Origin of the sequence: Clostridium tepidiprofundi DSM 19306, assembly GCF_001594005.1 — a bacterium.
GTDB classification, from domain to species: Bacteria; Bacillota; Clostridia; order Clostridiales; family Clostridiaceae; genus Clostridium_AC; species Clostridium_AC tepidiprofundi.
The window spans coordinates 1-18,267 of the sequence record NZ_LTBA01000016.1; the positions used below are offsets into that span (position 1 = coordinate 1).

General features: G+C 30.1%; 12 protein-coding genes. 11 read left to right on the plus strand and 1 reads right to left on the minus strand.

Translation table 11 applies throughout. The features are described 5' to 3' along the window. Positions 1-371: 371 nt before the first annotated feature. The gene (locus CLTEP_RS07765) at positions 372-887 is read left to right on the plus strand and encodes a DUF4351 domain-containing protein (RefSeq protein ID WP_242863891.1); all 516 of its coding nucleotides are present in this window, start codon (positions 372-374) and stop codon (positions 885-887) included. Positions 888-2,161: 1,274 nt separating this feature from the next. After that, positions 2,162-3,457, plus strand: coding sequence for a sigma-54 interaction domain-containing protein (locus CLTEP_RS07770; RefSeq protein WP_161938360.1), 1,296 nt, complete (start codon positions 2,162-2,164; stop codon positions 3,455-3,457). Positions 3,458-4,088: 631 nt separating this feature from the next. On the opposite strand, the gene CLTEP_RS07775 is transcribed toward CLTEP_RS07770, so the two are convergent. Continuing rightward, positions 4,089-4,745 (minus strand): DUF4397 domain-containing protein, encoded by a 657-nt coding sequence (locus CLTEP_RS07775; RefSeq protein WP_066825065.1) that lies wholly within the window; start codon positions 4,743-4,745, stop codon positions 4,089-4,091. Positions 4,746-5,192: 447 nt separating this feature from the next. Here CLTEP_RS07775 and CLTEP_RS07780 point away from each other — a divergent pair, with 447 nt between their 5' ends. The 9 genes from CLTEP_RS07780 to CLTEP_RS07820 all read left to right on the plus strand — a co-directional run bounded on the left by CLTEP_RS07780 (position 5,193) and on the right by CLTEP_RS07820 (position 18,218). Further along, entirely contained in the window at positions 5,193-6,959 is a 1,767-nt protein-coding gene (locus CLTEP_RS07780) for an HAD-IIIC family phosphatase (protein WP_066825067.1), read from the plus strand. A gap of 317 nt (positions 6,960-7,276) precedes the next feature. After that, positions 7,277-7,519 (plus strand): acyl carrier protein, encoded by a 243-nt coding sequence (locus tag CLTEP_RS07785; RefSeq protein ID WP_066825069.1) that lies wholly within the window; start codon positions 7,277-7,279, stop codon positions 7,517-7,519. A 145-nt stretch (positions 7,520-7,664) separates the two neighbouring features. Next, a complete protein-coding gene (locus CLTEP_RS07790) occupies positions 7,665-8,060 on the plus strand; it encodes a MaoC/PaaZ C-terminal domain-containing protein (protein ID WP_066825071.1) in 396 nt (131 codons plus the stop codon). Next, positions 8,060-8,779, plus strand: coding sequence for an SDR family NAD(P)-dependent oxidoreductase (locus CLTEP_RS07795; protein ID WP_066825073.1), 720 nt, complete (start codon positions 8,060-8,062; stop codon positions 8,777-8,779). Before CLTEP_RS07790 ends, CLTEP_RS07795 begins: the two co-directional genes overlap by 1 nt. Next, entirely contained in the window at positions 8,769-10,238 is a 1,470-nt protein-coding gene (locus CLTEP_RS07800; RefSeq protein WP_066825076.1) for an MBOAT family O-acyltransferase, read from the plus strand. The genes CLTEP_RS07795 and CLTEP_RS07800 overlap by 11 nt, the downstream gene beginning before the upstream one ends. Positions 10,239-10,638: 400 nt before the next feature. Next, positions 10,639-11,613: a hypothetical protein gene (locus tag CLTEP_RS07805; protein WP_066825078.1), complete on the plus strand. Its 975-nt coding sequence runs from the start codon at positions 10,639-10,641 to the stop codon at positions 11,611-11,613. Between the two features lie 89 nt (positions 11,614-11,702). Further along, on the plus strand, positions 11,703-12,209 hold the full coding sequence (locus CLTEP_RS15285) for a coiled-coil domain-containing protein (protein ID WP_423230732.1): 507 nt from the start codon (positions 11,703-11,705) through the stop codon (positions 12,207-12,209). Positions 12,210-13,037: 828 nt separating this feature from the next. Beyond that, the gene (locus tag CLTEP_RS07815) at positions 13,038-14,360 is read left to right on the plus strand and encodes a hypothetical protein (RefSeq protein ID WP_066825080.1); all 1,323 of its coding nucleotides are present in this window, start codon (positions 13,038-13,040) and stop codon (positions 14,358-14,360) included. Positions 14,361-14,492: 132 nt separating this feature from the next. Beyond that, complete coding sequence (locus CLTEP_RS07820; RefSeq protein ID WP_066825083.1) at positions 14,493-18,218, plus strand: Ig-like domain-containing protein; 3,726 nt, start codon at positions 14,493-14,495, stop codon at positions 18,216-18,218. The last annotated feature ends 49 nt before the right edge of the window (positions 18,219-18,267 follow it).

The following is an 18,267-nucleotide window of genomic DNA, read 5'->3' on the forward strand; positions in this document are numbered from 1 at the left end:
TCTAGTCTTCCTCAATTATTTAAACCTCCTCAAACAATATAAATTAGTATTCCACTAATAATATTCGTTGAGTACATATACATATTTATAACATTTTAATGCGAAGAATTTTTAATCTTTAGAGCTGTATAAGCATAAAAACCAATTTTACTGATTATACTTTCTATACAGAGGACGGTAATTATCTTCACTTTGAATTTCAAACTACATATAAAGAAAAAGACATAAATAGATTTTTATTCTATGACGCATCACTACTTTATAAATACAATAAAAAGGTTAATACTATAGTAATATACTCAGCAGATATAAAAAACACAAAAACAAAATTAGATGGTGGAAGCTTAAAATATGAGATTCAAGCTTTTTATATGAGTAGTTTAGATGGCGATAAAAAATATACTCAATTAAAAGAAAAAATAGAAGCCGGTAAAGAATTGACAAATGAAGAAATACTGAACTTAACATTCATTCCTCTTATGAATAGTAAAGAAGACAAATCTACAAGAGCTATAAAAAGCATTGAACTTGCAAGCAAAATCAAAGAAAATGATAATAAACTTCATTGTTTAAGTTTACTATATGCTCTTTTAGAAAAATTTGGTGATGATAATAGTAAGAAAAAATTTAAGGAGGTATTTTCTATGACTGAAATAGGTAAAATGATACGTGAAGAAGGATTGCAAGAAGGAAAACTTGAAGGATTACAGGAAGGAAAAATTGAGGGTAAATATGAAATGTTGACAGCATTGTTAATAAAGAAATTTAAAAAGATTCCAAATGAATATCTTAAAAAAATTAAGACTTTACCTCCAAACATAATTGATATAATCGCTTTAGAGATTTTCGATATGCAAGATATTAAGGATTTAGAGAAATATCTGTAATGGTTAAGTTTTCTCATAGAATAATAAAACTAATATAGTGAACTTTAATTAAAGAATAGTGAATAAGGAATAGAGAATAGTAAAGGTTGAAATTGCTGCGCAATTTCTTTAATAAAGAGTGCTAGTTGGACAGTTTGCTAGTGATTAGTTATAAGTGTATAGTAATCAAATTACAAATTTGTATTGGAGCTGGAGACTAAACAAAAGTTACTAATCACCAATCGCCAATCACCAAAGCAGACTGTGACTTTGATGAAAACTAATATAAGAGTGCTAGTTTTCCAGGTGGCTAGTTACCAGTTAATGTTGAAATCGTTACACGATTTCCTAAATGTATATAAAAACATTTGGTGATTATAAGTATATAGTAATCAAGTTACGAATCTGTACTAGTCCTCTAGCCCTCTAGTACCCTAGCAAACTTGCTTTAAGTCCTAGCACCTAGTACCTTCTTTAACCTCCTGGTACCTAGTACCTAAATGCAGATACTGGTATGCAGATTGCAAATCTGTACTATGGAGGTTGGAGACTAGAGACTAAAACAAAGTCACTAATCACCGGTCACCGGTCACCAAAACAAATTGTGACTTTAATGGATATTAATATTTAAATTTTGTTTTTAAATAGTTACTAGCCGTCAAGTCACAAATCTGTACTAGAGATTGGCGACTAGGGACTGAAGATTAAAGACTAGCCTTCTAGCAGACTAGTAGACTTGTTTTATCTCCTAGCACCTAATAAGATGTTAGTTTTCAAGTTGCAAATCTGTATAGTTGATTAGAGACTAGAGACTGGAGACTGGGAACTGGTCCTCTAGCCGACTGGCAAACTTGCCTTATTACCTGGTCCTTTTTTCACCTTCTGGAACTTTCTTTCCCCTTCTAGCTCCTAGTATCTTGTTTTCCACCTAGCACCTGATTCCTAGCGCCTGACCCCTTCTTTCCCCTTCTAGCTCCTAGTCCCTTGTTTTTCCTCCTAGCACCTAACACCTAATTCCTAGCTCCTGACTTCTGGCCCCTTGTTTTAATTCTAGCGACTCAAGAGTTATTATGATAAAATAATAATATGATTAACCCACAATAAGCTATGGATAAATTTCAAATATACAATATATAGTATTTATGAAATTGGTTTTTATGCATATATAGTGATGAGTTTCTATTTAAAATACTTTTTGTGAGATAACCATAATATACAATGATTATGTAGTAGCATATGTGGTATTTACTAAGACTCTAAATGAATAGTAAATGCCGAGGGGGAATATTTTGAGTATGAGTATGCTTGATAAAGTAATTGATACGGTTTCTGATGGAATAATAATAACCGATTGTGAATTGAATATTGTAAAGTTTAATGAAAAAACTTTAAAAGAGTTCAATTGTACTGAAAATGCATTATTAGGATATCCACTTAGAAAAGTACTAAATGACGACAATTATTTAAAACAGATAAAAAATGCAAATAAATTATATAATGCAAATAAAACTCTATTTTTCAAGAATAGAAGAATAAGATGCAGTATTAATGCATCATCAATAGTGCAAAATGGCGAGTTTAAAGGCATAATAATAGCTTTTAATAGTTTATGCAATATAAATAAAAAATGCTGTGAAATGTACAAAGCAATGTACAATTTTAATGACATAATCACAATCGATAGCAGAATGATTAAGATAATTGATTATGCAAAAAAAGCTGCATATACTGATTGCAACATTTTACTTGAGGGAGAAAGTGGTACTGGAAAAGAAGTTTTTGCACAAGCTATACATAACTATAGTAAAAGAGCAAATGGACCATTTGTTGCGGTTAACTGTGCTGCTATACCTAATGAACTCATTGAAAGTGAATTGTTTGGGTATGAAAAAGGAGCATTTACAGGAGCATCACAGAGTGGACATAAAGGTAAATTTGAAATCGCACATGGAGGTACACTTTTTCTTGATGAAATAGGTGATATGCCATCAGAATTACAATCAAAATTATTAAGAGCGATTGATACAAAAACTATAACTCCAATTGGAGGGACAAGAGAAAAGAAAATTGATGTAAGGATTATATCTGCTACAAATCGTATTCTAAGCGAAGAAGTAAACAAAAAGAATTTTAGATTTGATTTATATTATAGATTGAATGTCATAAGTATACATTTGATTAGTTTGAGGTATAGAAGAGAAGACATTGAATTATTGACCCAATATTTTATTGAAAAACTTAATTTGTTAACAAATAATGAGAAAAGAGCTAGTTTGGGTTATATTGAATTGCTAAAAAAGCACAGTTGGCCTGGTAATATAAGAGAACTTAAAAATACAGTTGAAAGAGCATATTATTTGTGTGATAATGATGTTATTGATGACGATATTGTTCAGAATTTTAATTTAATTAAAATGGATATGAAATCAGATAAGTGTGAAAATATAATTCCTCTCGAAGAATTAGAAAAGAAAAATATAATATGTGCCGTAAACTACTGCAATGGGAATATTTCTAAAGCAGCTGATATGCTCCAGATAGGCAGAGCAACATTATATAGAAAAATAAAAAAATATTGTCTTAAAATTTGACAAATTATGCGGTGTTCAGTTATAATATAGATGTTGTAGTGTAAATTACTAGATTTTTAGGTCATGTGGCTTTATTATGAATTGCTGAAGTTTATTCAGTTTGTATAGCTTCGTTCTGAATTTGTGAATTTTATTCAGTTTATTTGGTTTTATTCTGAATTAGTGAATTTTATTCAGTTTGTATAGCTTCATTCTGAATTTGTGAATTTTATTCAGTTTATGTGGTTTTATTCTGAATTTTTGGAATATGTGTATTATGTGACTTCAATTCGTGATTTAGATTTTTATCATATATATTACAATGAAAAGATGTAGTAGGCAGAGATTTTTATGACGAATACTAATAAAAAATATATGATATTAAATATTTATATTGCGTATTATGAATTGAAGATTTTGTGAAGTATGTATGTTATATAATTTAATATAAGATAAATATGTCCCCTAAACAAAATCTCTACCACGATATAGTAGAGATTTTGCTTTTTAAGGGGGTATTAAAATTTAGCACTGCTTCTCGCGTTTTGTCTTCGTCAGAAGCAGATTTTGCTTTTTAAGGGGGTATTAAAACTTAGCACGGCTTCTTGCGTTTTGTCTTCGCCAGAAGCAGATTTTGCTTTTAACGGGGGTATTAAAACTCTATATATGAATTTCCATCTAGAGGTATTAAAACCTGAAGAGGGGGGATGCCTCCGACCAAGCCGACAGAATAAATTGTATAAAATCTTTTTGGTTTCAAATGAATATTAGGCACATATAAAATCACAGTATCAGTTCCAGTAAGGCGTATTTCTACTGTATATATTCCAGATGGAACTTCAATATAGTCCTTTATGTCTTTAAATGCTACATCTTTGAATAAAACATCTCCATTTGGAAGAACAACATCTACATTTGGTGCATTAGGAGATAGTTGAGCAAATCTTAAACCTAATTTTCCTTCCTTTGTTTCTAATAATGGTTCTTTTATTGGCAAAATTGATAGATTATCAGGAGTTTTACCTATTATAGCAATTGTGTATATTTCATTTGGAGGAATAAATAATGATGTATCAATAAACGGATTTATTTTTTTGCCAGCAGCATAAACCTTAACATTATAATTTCCCGATCTTATTGGAAGATATTCAGAAAAATCTTTGTACTTAATATTTGTAACCCAAGGTTTATCATTAATATAGATATCAATTGCTGGACATTTGGGTGCAGAATGTAATAAACGCATGAAAGACTTCATAGCATCATTTCTATAATACTCATAATAATAGTCAAATGGATAAGAAAACATTATTAAATCCTTTCTAAGAGTACTTCAAATATAGTATATGTAACATGGAAAAAAGATGTGATAGAAAGTTGACAAATTAAACTTAAAAAGGATATTATGAAAGCGGAGATTAAGCATCTAAAAAATAAATAGTGCAGACTTTCCTAAGTAAATAACTAGTTAAAGTTGCTTATTTCAAATATATTTTTTTATTGCTTCAATTCGTAATTTAGATTTTTATCATACATATTACAACGAAAAAATGCAGTATGCAGAGATTTTTATAGTGAATATTAATAAAAAATATATGATATTAAATATTTATATTGCATATTACGAATTGAAGTTTTATTGAATTATGCAATTAAGAAAATCTGCACTAGTAAGAATGCTAGTATATTTGACTTGTTATTTTTTTTAAAATGACTTATAGTATTTTATAATTAAAACTAGGGAGAATGATGTAATGTGAAATTTAGAGAATTAAAGAAGAACTTGAAAAAAGATTTTTCAGAGTTAAAGACATGTAAAATAGCAATACTAGGAGATAGTGCAACACAGTTTTTAAATACTGCCATAAAAGGTTATGGATATAATGAAAAAATAAACTTTGATATATTTGAGGCAGATTATGACCAAATAGAGAGGCAGATTTATGATCCAGAATCTGAACTTTATGAATTCAATCCTGAATTCATTATAATATTTGCTTCTTCAGAAAAACTGATAGAAAAGTTTTATTCAACAAACAGCAATGAAAAAATGCATTTTGCAGATAATCAAATCAATAAAATAAAAGAACTTTGGGAGCGTATAAATAGTAAAATCAACTGCAATATTATTAATTTTAACTATGTTGAAATAAATGATAATATTTTTGGAAACTATGGTAACAAAACTAAAAATTCATTTATTTATCAACTCAGAAAGCTCAACTTTAATTTAATGGATATTGCACAGCAGTACAAAAATGTATTTATAAGTGATGTTTGCTCTTTGCAGAATGTATTTGGAAGAGAAAACACATTTGATTCAAAAATGTATGCTTCATCAAAAATGGTATTTAGCATTGACTTTTTGCCTCATGTTGCTAAAAATATTATAGATATTATTAAAGCATCTATGGGAAAAATTAAAAAATGTCTTATAATGGACTTGGACAACACTCTTTGGGGTGGAGTAATTGGTGATGATGGAATAAACAATATTCAAATAGGGGAACTTGGAGCAGGAAGGGCATATACAGAGCTTCAAATGTGGGCTAAACAGCTTAAAGAGAGAGGTATAATACTTGCTGTATCCAGTAAAAATACAGAAGAAATAGCAAAAGAACCATTTATAAAACACCCTGATATGGTTTTAAGACTTGATGATATAGCTGTTTTTGCTGCAAATTGGGAAACAAAGGTTGATAACATAAAGTATATTCAATCAATATTGAATATAGGATTTGATTCTATGGTGTTTATAGATGATAACCCATTTGAAAGAAATATGGTAAGGGAAATGATTGATGGAATCACAGTGCCAGAACTTCCAAATGATCCATCAGAATATGTGTCCTACCTTAGAAATTTAAATCTGTTTGAAACAATATCGTATTCTAAGGAAGATTCAAAAAGAACAAAACAGTATCAAAATGAAGCAAAAAGGGTAGAATTAAAGAAAAGCTTTGATTCTGTTGATGAGTATTTAAAAAGCCTTAAAATGGTATCGGAATATGGAAGTTTTAAAGATTATTATATTCCAAGAATTGCTCAACTTACACAAAGATCAAATCAATTTAACATGAGAACGGTAAGATATACTGAAAAAGATATAGAAAGAATAAAAAATTCTAATGATTATATAACATTATACTTCACATTGGAAGATAAATTTGGAGATAATGGTTTGATAAGCGTTCTCATATTGAAGAAGAATGATGATAAATCACTTTTCATAGATACTTGGATAATGAGTTGTAGGGTTTTGAAGAGAGGTATGGAATATTTTGTGATAAATAAGCTTGTTGATTTAGCTAAAGAACAAGGATATACTAAAATAATCGGAGAATATATACCTACACCCAAAAATGTGCTTGTCAAAGATTTATATAAAGAATGTGGATTTTCAAAAACTGTACTGCATGAAAATGATAATGAAAAATATAATAAAAATAGGAATAAAAATGATACTTGGGTATTATATGTTGATAACTACATAACAAAAAAGGTTTATATTGATAATAAATAGGGAACTTGTTTTGCTAAAGTAAGATATTTGTACTTCAGGTGGAGAATTCACTCGATATGAAGCAAAAAATTTTTGTAACATTAATCTTCAGGCAAAACAACAGCAAGGAATCTACTCGACATAAAGCAAAAAGCTTCAAACTCTCACTTGCAGAACTGGAAGTTTTGTAAAATTGATAAATAGGAAAGTAAGTTAGGCGAAACGATAATATCTAAAGTAAACAGAAACTAAATAAGCAAATAATAAAAATTTATTTGAATAGATTTGAATAGAATACCAAATTGTATTTCTATAAGTAAAAACTGGAGGAATAGACTATGAATTTTGAACAAGTAATTAAGGAAGTAAATGAAATTTTTATAGATGTTTTGGATAATGATGAAATAGAATTAAAATATGAAACAACAGCAGATGATGTGGAGGATTGGGATTCACTAACTCATATTGAATTAATAGTTGAAATAGAAAAACACTTTAACATTAAATTTACACTTGTAGAAGTGCAAAACTTCAAAAACGTAGGAGAAATGTGCGAAGCAATCGTGAAGAAAACCAATTAAATAGTGAATAGAGAATAAGGAATAGTAAAGGCTGAAATTGCTACGCAATTTTTTCAAGTTGTAAATCTGTACTGGAGACTGGGGACTAGGGATTTGGGATTAGATAAGCTGGAGATTGGAGACTAAAGAGAGTGGGGTGATTTCTGTGAAATTAAAAAAGGGTGATGAATTTACAGAAAGATTTGTTATAGATGATGAAATTTATGATGGTTTTATTTCTATATTTAAGGACAGAAATCCCATGCATACAGATAAAAAATATGCAGTTGACAAAGGATTTGAGGATGTTATAATGCATGGAAACATTTTAAATGGATTTATATCGTATTTCATTGGGGAAAAACTCCCCATAAAGAATGTAATTATCCACAAGCAGAGTATAAAATATAAAAAGCCTGTGTATAAAAATGAAGAATTAACATTCAAGGCATATGTGAGTGATGTATTTGATTCTGTAAATGCTGTAGAATTTAAATTTACATTTATGAAGCAAGATGGCACAAAAGCTGCTACAGGTAAAATCCAAATTGGGGTGGTTTAATGAAAATATTAATAACTGGTGGAGCATCAGGATTAGGAGAGGCAATAACTCGAAGACTTGCAAGCAGTAAAAATAACTTTGTTAATTTTACATATAACACTTCAAAAAACAAAGCTGAAAATCTTCAAAAAGAATTTGAGAATGTCAGAGGATTTGTGTGTGACTTTAAGAGTGAGCAAAGCATAAAAGAATTGTTAGAGCAAATTGAAAAAATGGATATTGACGTTCTCATAAATAATGCTATATGTAATATTACAAAAAAGCATTTCAACAGAATAAAACCGGAAACTTTTATGGAAAGCTATATGTATAATGTAATGCCTGTAATAATGATTACACAAAAGAGTATTTCCATATTTAGAAAGAAAAAATTTGGTAAGATAATAAATATTTTGACAGATTATTTGTTAAACAAGCCTCCCATTGGTATGTCAGAATATACGGCAAATAAGGCATACATTCAATCATTGAGTAAGTCATGGGCAGAAGAAAATATAAAATATGGAATAACATCAAATAATGTATTGCCTTCAACAATGATGACGAATTTAACAGATGATGTTGATGAAAGAATACTTGAGAAAATGATAAATGAAGAACCATTAAAAAGGTTGGTAACACCAGAGGAAACTTCAGAAGCAGTCGAGTTTTTGGTTAACTGTACACAACAGATTAATGGTATGAATCTAGTTATAAATGGAGGGAAAAATGTTATTTAATTCTCTTAGCTTTTTAATATTTTTAGCAATAATATTTTTAGTATACTATATAACTCCACAAAAACTCAGATGGATAATATTGCTTATTTCGAGTTTTTATTTTTATATGTGTTGGAGAGTAGAATCAGTACTGATATTGATATTTTATATATTTATAAATTATGTAGTTGCAGTTAAAATTAATGAATCAACAGAAGTTAAAGAAAATAAATTAAAAAATAAACTCTATATAGGTATAAGCGTTATATCTAGCATTGGAATGCTTTTATTCTTTAAGTATTTCAATTTTTTTAATAGTGCATTAAGGGAACTATTTGAACATTTTAATTTGTTTTATGGAGTGAAAAATATAAACATCATAGCTCCCTTAGGTATATCGTTTTACACATTCAAGACATTAAGCTATGTAATAGATGTTTACAGAGGAATTCAAAAACCTGAAAAAAATATTGCTTATTTTGCATTGTATGTATCATTTTTTCCACAGATATTAGCAGGACCTATTGATAGAGCATCAAATCTGCTTCCACAACTGCATGAAAAACACTCATTTGACTATGATTTGGTGACAGAAGGATTTAGGAGAATTCTGTGGGGAGCATTTAAAAAAATAGTTATAGCTGATAGATTAGCATTAATTGTTAATCAAGTTTACAATCATTCTCATAATTATAGCGGACTGCCTTTGATAATTGCCACATACAGTTATGCATTGCAGTTATACTGTGATTTTTCAGGTTATTCTGATATGGCAATAGGAACTGCAAGGGTTTTTGGAATAAAGTCCATAGAAAATTTTAATTATCCATACATAAGTCAAACTATATCTGAGTTTTGGAGAAGATGGCATATGTCTTTATCAAATTGGTTCAATGACTATGTTTATATGCCAATAGTTTTTTCAAAAAAAGAATTGGGAAAGATTGCAGTCGTTATAGCAGCAATAGTAACATTTTCTTTAAGTGGTTTATGGCATGGAGCAGCATGGACATATGTTATATGGGGAACCATGCACGGAATAGGAGTATCATTTGATGCACTTACAAAAAAACAGCACAAGAAACTTAAAAAGAAATGCAACAAACACATATTCAAATACGTTAGCATATTTATTACATTCAATTTTGTTTGCTTTTCATTCATATTCTTTAGAGCAAACTCTATTCAAGATGCAGTATACATAGTTAAGAATTTATTTAACTTTGGCAATAAAAGCAGCATTTTAGCATACAGTACGAATTTGATAAAATCAGGTTTTACCCGTATAGATATGATAAATGCTGTTATATCAATAATAGTTTTGCAAATAGTTGAACTGTTAGAAAGAAGAGAAAAAAAGGTTGACATACTAAAACGTAAACCACTAGTTCTTCGCTGGGCATCATACTATATACTTATTCTATGGATAATATTCTTCGGTGTATTTGGTGCTAGAGAATTTATTTATTTTCAATTTTGATAGATACTGGTGTACAAGTGTCAAATCTGTGTTGGAGACTAAAACAAAGTCACCAATCACCAGTAACCAGTCACCAAAGCATATTGTGATTTTGATAGATATTAGCACCTAGAATCTTATTCTTAAATTCAATATAAAAAACATCTGCTGGTTGTAAGTATATAGCAATCAAGTTGAGAATCTGCACTATGGAGACTAGCAACTAGAGATTGGAGACTAAAACAAAGTCACTAATCGCCAATCACTAGTCGCCAAACCAGATTGTGACTTTGATGTATATTAATACTTAGAACTTTGTTCTTAAATAGATGGTACTTCTCAAGTCACAAAACTGTGTTGGAGACTGGAGATTAGAAATTAGCGACTAGAACCTAGCGAAAACGGTTTGGAGTGATATTGAGTGAAAAAGTTTATAATAAAGTTGGCAATACTTTTGCTTCCTATTTATTTTGTAGTAAATATATATTTAGATTACAGTCAAAAATATATGATAAAAGCATTTGGGCCATCAACTCAAATGCAAATAGAATATAGCTTCAAAAATGCTTTAAAAAGTAAATATGATTGCTTGATACTTGGGAATTCTAGGCTATATAGAGGAATAAATCCCGATAAAATGAGCATGCCGACATATAATTTTTCTCATGATAATGATTCATTTAATCAATGCTACTATAAAATGCTTTATCTTGAGAAACATCATAAAAAATACAAGTATTTAATACTTGGTGTTGACTATACTGAATTTTCATATTTAGCTGATAGCAGAAATTACATATATAGCAAATATTTTGATAAGGAATATAGAAATGATTTTAAAAAAGATAAACAAAATGATATAATACCAATATTTCATATTGTAGATGATAAAAATTTTAATCAATACATGAATGATAAATTTTCAAGAACAGTACCTATACTTATATCAAATGTTTTTCCAAAGCTTCACATACAAGGAAATATAGAAAAGAATCCAGGTTTTATTAAAGAAAATGGTCAGTTTATATTAGAAGGTAAAGCTCATAAAAATGATACAATCGATAGAGTTTACAAAAGGCTCCCTATTCAAGTTAGTTATTTTAGAAAAATACTTAATTTTGCAGATGAGCACGATATAACTGTATTTTTAGTGATGCCACCTATGCGTCAAGGTGAACTTAAAAATTTTGATAAAAAAACAAAGAGAGAGCATAAAGAATTTATTGAAAATGAAATTAAAAATCACAAAGTATACTATATTGACTACTCAGAAAGCAAATATTTCAAAATGGAGGACTACACAGATATTGCACATCTCAATTCAAAAGCAGCAGATAGATTTACAGTTATGCTTGATGAATATATCAATAAAGTATTGAATAATATATACAAATAATTGGTATTGTTTTCCATAATTTATGAATTGAATACAAAATTAAAAGATGATAAAATGAGTATATGGCAAGGGTGGTGAGAAAAGTGGATATGGAAATAAAACAGATGCTTGAAGTTATAATTAATAAAGTGGATTCTATCGATAAAAGAATGGAATCTATTGAAGGTAAAATGGATTCTCTCGAAAAAAGGATGGATTCTTTTGAAAAAAGAATGGACTCGCTTGAAAAAAGAATGGATTCACTGGAAGGTAAAGTCGATTTACTTGAAAAAAGGATGGATTCACTAGAAAGTAAAGTCGATTCACTTGAGAGAAAGATGAACTCATTAGAAAGTAAAGTTGATTCAATTGATAAAAGAATGGATTCACTTGAGAGCAAGGTTGATTCACTTGAGGTTAAAGTTGTTTCTCTTGAAAGAAGACAAGATGAGATTTATCAAGTTGTTAGAGGGTTAGAGGAAAATGTTAAAGTTACAAGAGGAGAGCAGGAAAAAATGACATTTAATTTGATTGATTTGAATGGTAAGTTCACTAGAATAGTGGGAGAAGTTGAAGAGCATGATACAGTTATAAGGCAGATACGGGCCATAAAATAAATTCATTTTGCTAAAGCAAACATGGAAATTTATATAATATCAAAAAAATCACAGAAGAAATTTTCTGTGATTTTTTTGATTTTTTTTAAAAAGAATGCAACTAAAATTTATACTCATGCGTTATTATATGTGTAAATGTTGATGAGAAGAACTGATAATAGAATTTAAATATCATTTTTTTAATTTATTTTATAAAAAAATTAAAAAAATATGCAACTATTTTTTATAATGAACGTTATTTATTATGTATGCATTTTTGGGAAAAGAATTTAGTGCAAAGGAATTTAATGTTATGCAGTATGATGTAGAAGAATAGTATGGATGAAAGAAATGAAAAAATATTAGGCTTAAGTTATGAAATATGATGTATTAAAAGAATAGTAATAAATGATTGAAATTATTAATAGTAATACTTTAGTGAATAAAATTATGCATATGTTTTTGTACTAAGTGTTGATATGTTTTTGTACTAAGGTTGACACGTTTTTCCTAAGTAGATATATGATGAATTAGTGTGTAAGATTTATTCCCATAATGAAGTGGAAATTGTATCATATAGATAAAGTATTATCATTACTTGAAATGAGTTAACATTCTATAAAAATATATGAATTTTACTATTGATAAGTTAATAAATGTAATATATAATAGTAAGGGTAATATTTAAATTTATAGGATTAAGAAGGGATTTAATGCCGCGTGTAAAAGTACTACGAAGGTCGCGGATTTAAATTTGGTCAAAATGTGTACATACACTGCTTGGCTCAGTTCGTTAGTTTAATATTTAAAAATATTAATATATTAAAAAACAAACAGGAGGGGACAAACATGAACAATCTAAAAAAAGGTTTAAGTCTTTTTTTAGCAGCTTTATTTGTAATGGCTAGTACACTTATTGCAATGCCAGTTAAAGCTGCAGAGGCTGCGAAAGTTGATTTACCTAAAATCGATATAGCAGTTGTTGAACACAATCCAGTTTACATTGGAGAAACTCAAGATTTTTATGTAATATCAAATTACGAAGGAGAAGTTCAGTACAGAGCTTGGTTAAAACAGGATGATGGTACTTGGGCTGCATTAACTGATGGATATTCAAAACCAGTTGATGCTAGAACACCGTTTAAAATCACTTCTGCTGTTAAATACAAAGAAGGTAATAATATAGTAGTTCTTTGGGTTAAGAGGGCAGGAGTTCCAGCTGCACATTCAAAAAATCATCAGACATTTGGTAAAGTTGAATGGGATAGCTATAAGGTTGTAAATATGGCAAAATGTACAGAATTTGATGCTGACAAAGACATCAAAGGTGCAGACATTAACATAGCTGTTGATGGAACAAAGATTACGGTTTCTGGTAAATATGCATACAGAATCAATGCTAAGAACTTAGAAACTAATGAGTATGAAAAAATCATTACTGATTATACACAAGGTTCAGTAGAAAGAACATTACCAGAAGGAAGATACATTATATATGCTCATGCTATAAAGGCATTAGATGCTAATAAAGAATATACTACAGCTGATTACGATGCTTGGAAACTTGCAGTTGTAGATTTAAAAGAAGAAGCTAAAACTGTAAGCGTATTCAATACTGAATTAATTCCAGGTGCTACAGTTGGTTCAAAAGTAAAAGTTGCTATGACTGATGAAGGAAAAGCAGAATATGCAAATGCTGCTAAGTTCCAAGTATTTATTGATGGTCAAGCACATTCAGCAGTTGCAACACTAGGAGAAGCTACAATAGTTTATCCAGCTGTTAATGAAGGTACAGAAGTAACAGTTAAATTATTAGATAAAGATGGTAAGGTATTAGTAACTGCTCCAGTTAAAATTGGAGAAAGCTATTCAGTTCAAAAGAAAGCAGAAGAAAAACCATCTGAAGGAACTGAGTATAAAGTAACTGCAACACTTGTTCCTGGAGCTACAGTAGGATCAAAAGTTAAGGTTGAGACTGAAAAAGCGTACGCAGGAGTAGCTAAATTCCAAGTGTACATGAATGGTCAAGCACATTCAGCAGTTGCAACATTAGGAGAAGCTACAATAGTTTATCCAGCTGTTAAAGCAGGAGCTAAAGTAACAGTTAAATTAATAGGTGAAGATGGAAAGACAGTTGTTAAAACTGTAGGAGATGTGGTTATTTCTGAATAAATAAGTTTTTGGCGAATATATGTATTGAGTATGCAACTAAATTAGTATTTATGTCGTATATATTGCATACGTGTTAAAATGTGATGTTTAATAATAAATAATGTGGAAACAAAATATGGGAGGTTAGATAGTATGAACAAGAGAGTTACAAGCTCAGCTTTAGCTGCGTTGATGATAGCTGGAACAACTTCATTTACAGCGTTTGCTCAAATCAATCCGGGTACAGCTGTTATAGGCAATAAAGCATATGATTTAAATTACCTAGCAACAAAAGCAACTAAGGCAGAACAAAAAGAAGTTTTGGATGCAATCGTTGCGGGTGAACCAATTTACGTAAAAGATTTTGCAGGAAATTGGATAGACAATTTAACAGGTGAAAAGGTTGATGCTAGTGTTATTCCAGCAGTTACTTACAAGGATGCTGACGGTAATGTAAGTGAACATTCAGCTGGAGATGATGCAGAAGGTATTAATGCTTCAGTAAAATCTGTAAAGGCGCTTAGCTTAAAGCAGTTTAAGATTACATTTACTAATCCAGTAAATGATGGTGATTTAGAAGACGATATAAAGGATGTAGGAAACTACACTTTAGAGAATGAAGATGGCGATGAAATAGATGATGCATTTGAAAAGATCGAAATTGATGATAGTAAGAAGTTTGCTATAATGACTTTGAATGATGATGCTATCGATGATGATGATGATGACAAAGTACAAAATCAGAAGAGTTATAAATTAACTATTGACGATAACGTTTTTGGAAAAGAAATAGTTGAAAAGTTCGACATAGAAGACTTAGAACTTCCAGAAGCTGTATCTGCTGAAATAGTAGGAAAAGATACAATAAAAGTAAGATTTTCTGAGCCAGTTAGACCATCTAAGAATTTAAAAGCACAGTTAAGCGATGAGTGTTTTGAAATCAATGATGATGATATAGCTATCGATCAAGTTAACTTAATAGATAATGGTAATGAAGCAAATATTATTTTATGTTCTGATTTAAAAAATGGCCAAGATGTAAAAGTAAAAGTGTTATCTAAATTTGAGGACTATGCAGGATATTCTATAAAGAAGAGAACTTTTGATTTAAAAGTTGAAAAGAACACAGATGATTTGAAGATAGTTGGATATAAGGATACTTCTGATACTGAAATAACATTGATATTCAACAAAGATATCAAATTTGGAGATGACAATCCTAACTCAGATAGTGATTATGTTGTAGATGGTGATGCTGATTACATCGACATAGATGATGAAGATAACTTCTTAAGTAATTTCTATCACACAAATACAAAGACAACTGCTAAGAAAGCAGTTATTGATGGAAATGAATTAACATTAACATTTGATTCAGATGATGCTCTTCCAGACGGAACAGCATATGTATATGTTGATGCAGATGCTTTACAGGATCTTTGGGATAAGAGCAATGATGAGTTGATGGTTAAAGCTACTATAAATGCCGATAAAGTAAAACCTGAGGTTAAGAAAGTAGAACAAGGTGATACTGATGATACTGTAACTGTTAAATTTACTGAAAAGGTTAAAGATAGTGGTAAGGGTAGTGCAGAAAAGAAAGAAAATTATACTCTTTATAACAAAGATGGCGATAAGGTTAAGATAACTAAGGTAGAGTTGAATAGTGATAAGAATGAAGCAACTCTTACATTGAAAGATGATTTAGATAGTGGTAAAGAGTACAAATTAGTAATCGAAGATGTAGAAGATACAGCTGGAAATAAAATGGCAAAAGCTACAGTTAAGTTCAAGGCAGAAGAAAAATCAGCTGTTGAAGGTGACGATATAACAGTAGATGTATATTCTAAGGGTACAAGAGATCAGAAATTAGTTGTAGATTTCGATGGAACAGAGATGGAAACAGGCAAGGGCAAGTATGCTATCGATAACATTGGAAACTATACAGTACAGGTATATGATAAGAAAGATAAAGAGGTTGTAAAACAATTTAATCTTGAGGATTACTATAAAGCTAAGTTGAAATTACTAGATGATAATAATGGAGTAGAATTAGATTTACCTGGCGATAAAGCGGATAAAGAGGATCAAATAGATTTCAGCAAGCTTAATAGTGATGAAGAAATCAGATTGGTAATAGCTAGAGTTAAAACTGCAAGTGGAAACATGATTGATAATGTAGCATATGAGCCAATTGTTGTTGAAGAAGGTTCTAAGATTGATGTTGATGATGCACCAGTTGCTACAGCACCAACAACAATAAAGGTGTCATTTGAGAAAGAGTTTGATCTTAAAGCTAATGATCTTAAACTTGTATTGATTGATGAAGATGGAAATCCACTAAAAGATGCTAAGGGTGACTATGTAACATTACGTACTTCTTCAATAGTTAAACATAAAGAAGATGGTGTTACAAAAGTAACTTATACATTGGATAAGAAGTATAATAAGAATACAGATAGAAACTATGAATTGAATTTTGATGGAACTTACACTTACAGAGGTAAGGACTACAAAGTTGCTATACTTGTTGTTGATAACAAGACAGAAAATGAATATGATTCTACATTTGAAAAAGGCGATATGTGGATAGTTAGTGATCACATAAAACCTGCATTTGCTAAGTTTGCCGATGATGACGGTGATACAATGGCAGATAATAGGGACTCATATGAAGATAGAGACGACTATGATGATTATGTAAATGTAGTTGCATTCACAAACGACAAGGCTAATAAGATATACAGAGCTACAATAGAGTTGAGATTTGAAGAAGCACTTAACGAAGATATGTTGGATAAATACACATTCAAGTTAAGCGATAGTGATATTAAAGTTACTGATGTACGCGTTGATGAGGATAATCCAAAGATTATATACCTTGATGTTGATTTCTCTGATTGGGATCCAGATGGTACTGAAAGTGCAGCAGATGTATTTGATGAGGTTTCAGTTGAAACTAGGAATTACATTGAAGACTGTGCTATGGATTATTCCGATGGACTTGATAAAGCAGAATACGATAGAAATGAAACAAATAGCTTAAGTGCAGAATTGAATGAAGATCGTTTCGCACATCCAATGCCAGAATTTAAAGTTCCAGTTAAGAATCATGCTCCACAGGTTAAGAATGAGATTGCGGATCAAACAGAAAAGGTTGGAGCAGAGGTTAAGACTATTGAGGTTAAGGATTACTTTGCTGATGCAGATGGTGATGTTTTAACTTTCACAGCTACTTCAGATAAAACGGATGTAGCAAAAGTAGAATTGAATAATGGAGTGTTAACTATTACTCCAGTAGCAGAAGGTACTGCTGAAATAACTGTTACTGCTAAAGATGGTAGTGGTGCTGAAGCTTCTGATACATTTAAGGTTACTGTTGAGAAGGAAAGTGTAGTTATAACTGAGTTAGTTAATCCAGCAGATATCAAAGGTAAAAAGGCAGATATTAAGTTGCCAGCTACAGTAAAAGCTAAGTATTCAGATGGTACAGAGAAGGATTTAGCTGTAGCTTGGAATAAAAAGGTTGATGATTTAGATGAAGGGGAAAACACTTTAATAGGTACTGTGGATGGAACAGATAAAACGGCTACTTTAAAAGTTATTGTTGAAAAGGAAAGTACTCCAGCAGAGGGTCCTGATTTTATTGATGAATCTGAATCAAAAGTTAAAGTTTTGTTTGCTGGAATTGCTGTAGCTAATATTCATGCGGATGAGGGTTGTAAGGTTACTGTAAATGGTGCAGCATTAAAGTATGATAAAGATAAAAAAGTATATACTGGAAGTATTACTAATGTGAAGGCTGGCGATAAGGTTACTGTAACTGCTGAAAAAGATGGTAAGTCTAGTTCGGAAACTCTTGTAGTAGAAGAATTATAAAAGTTGTGTATGAGTTTGTACTAAGATGTGTCAATGTGTAATTTGACAC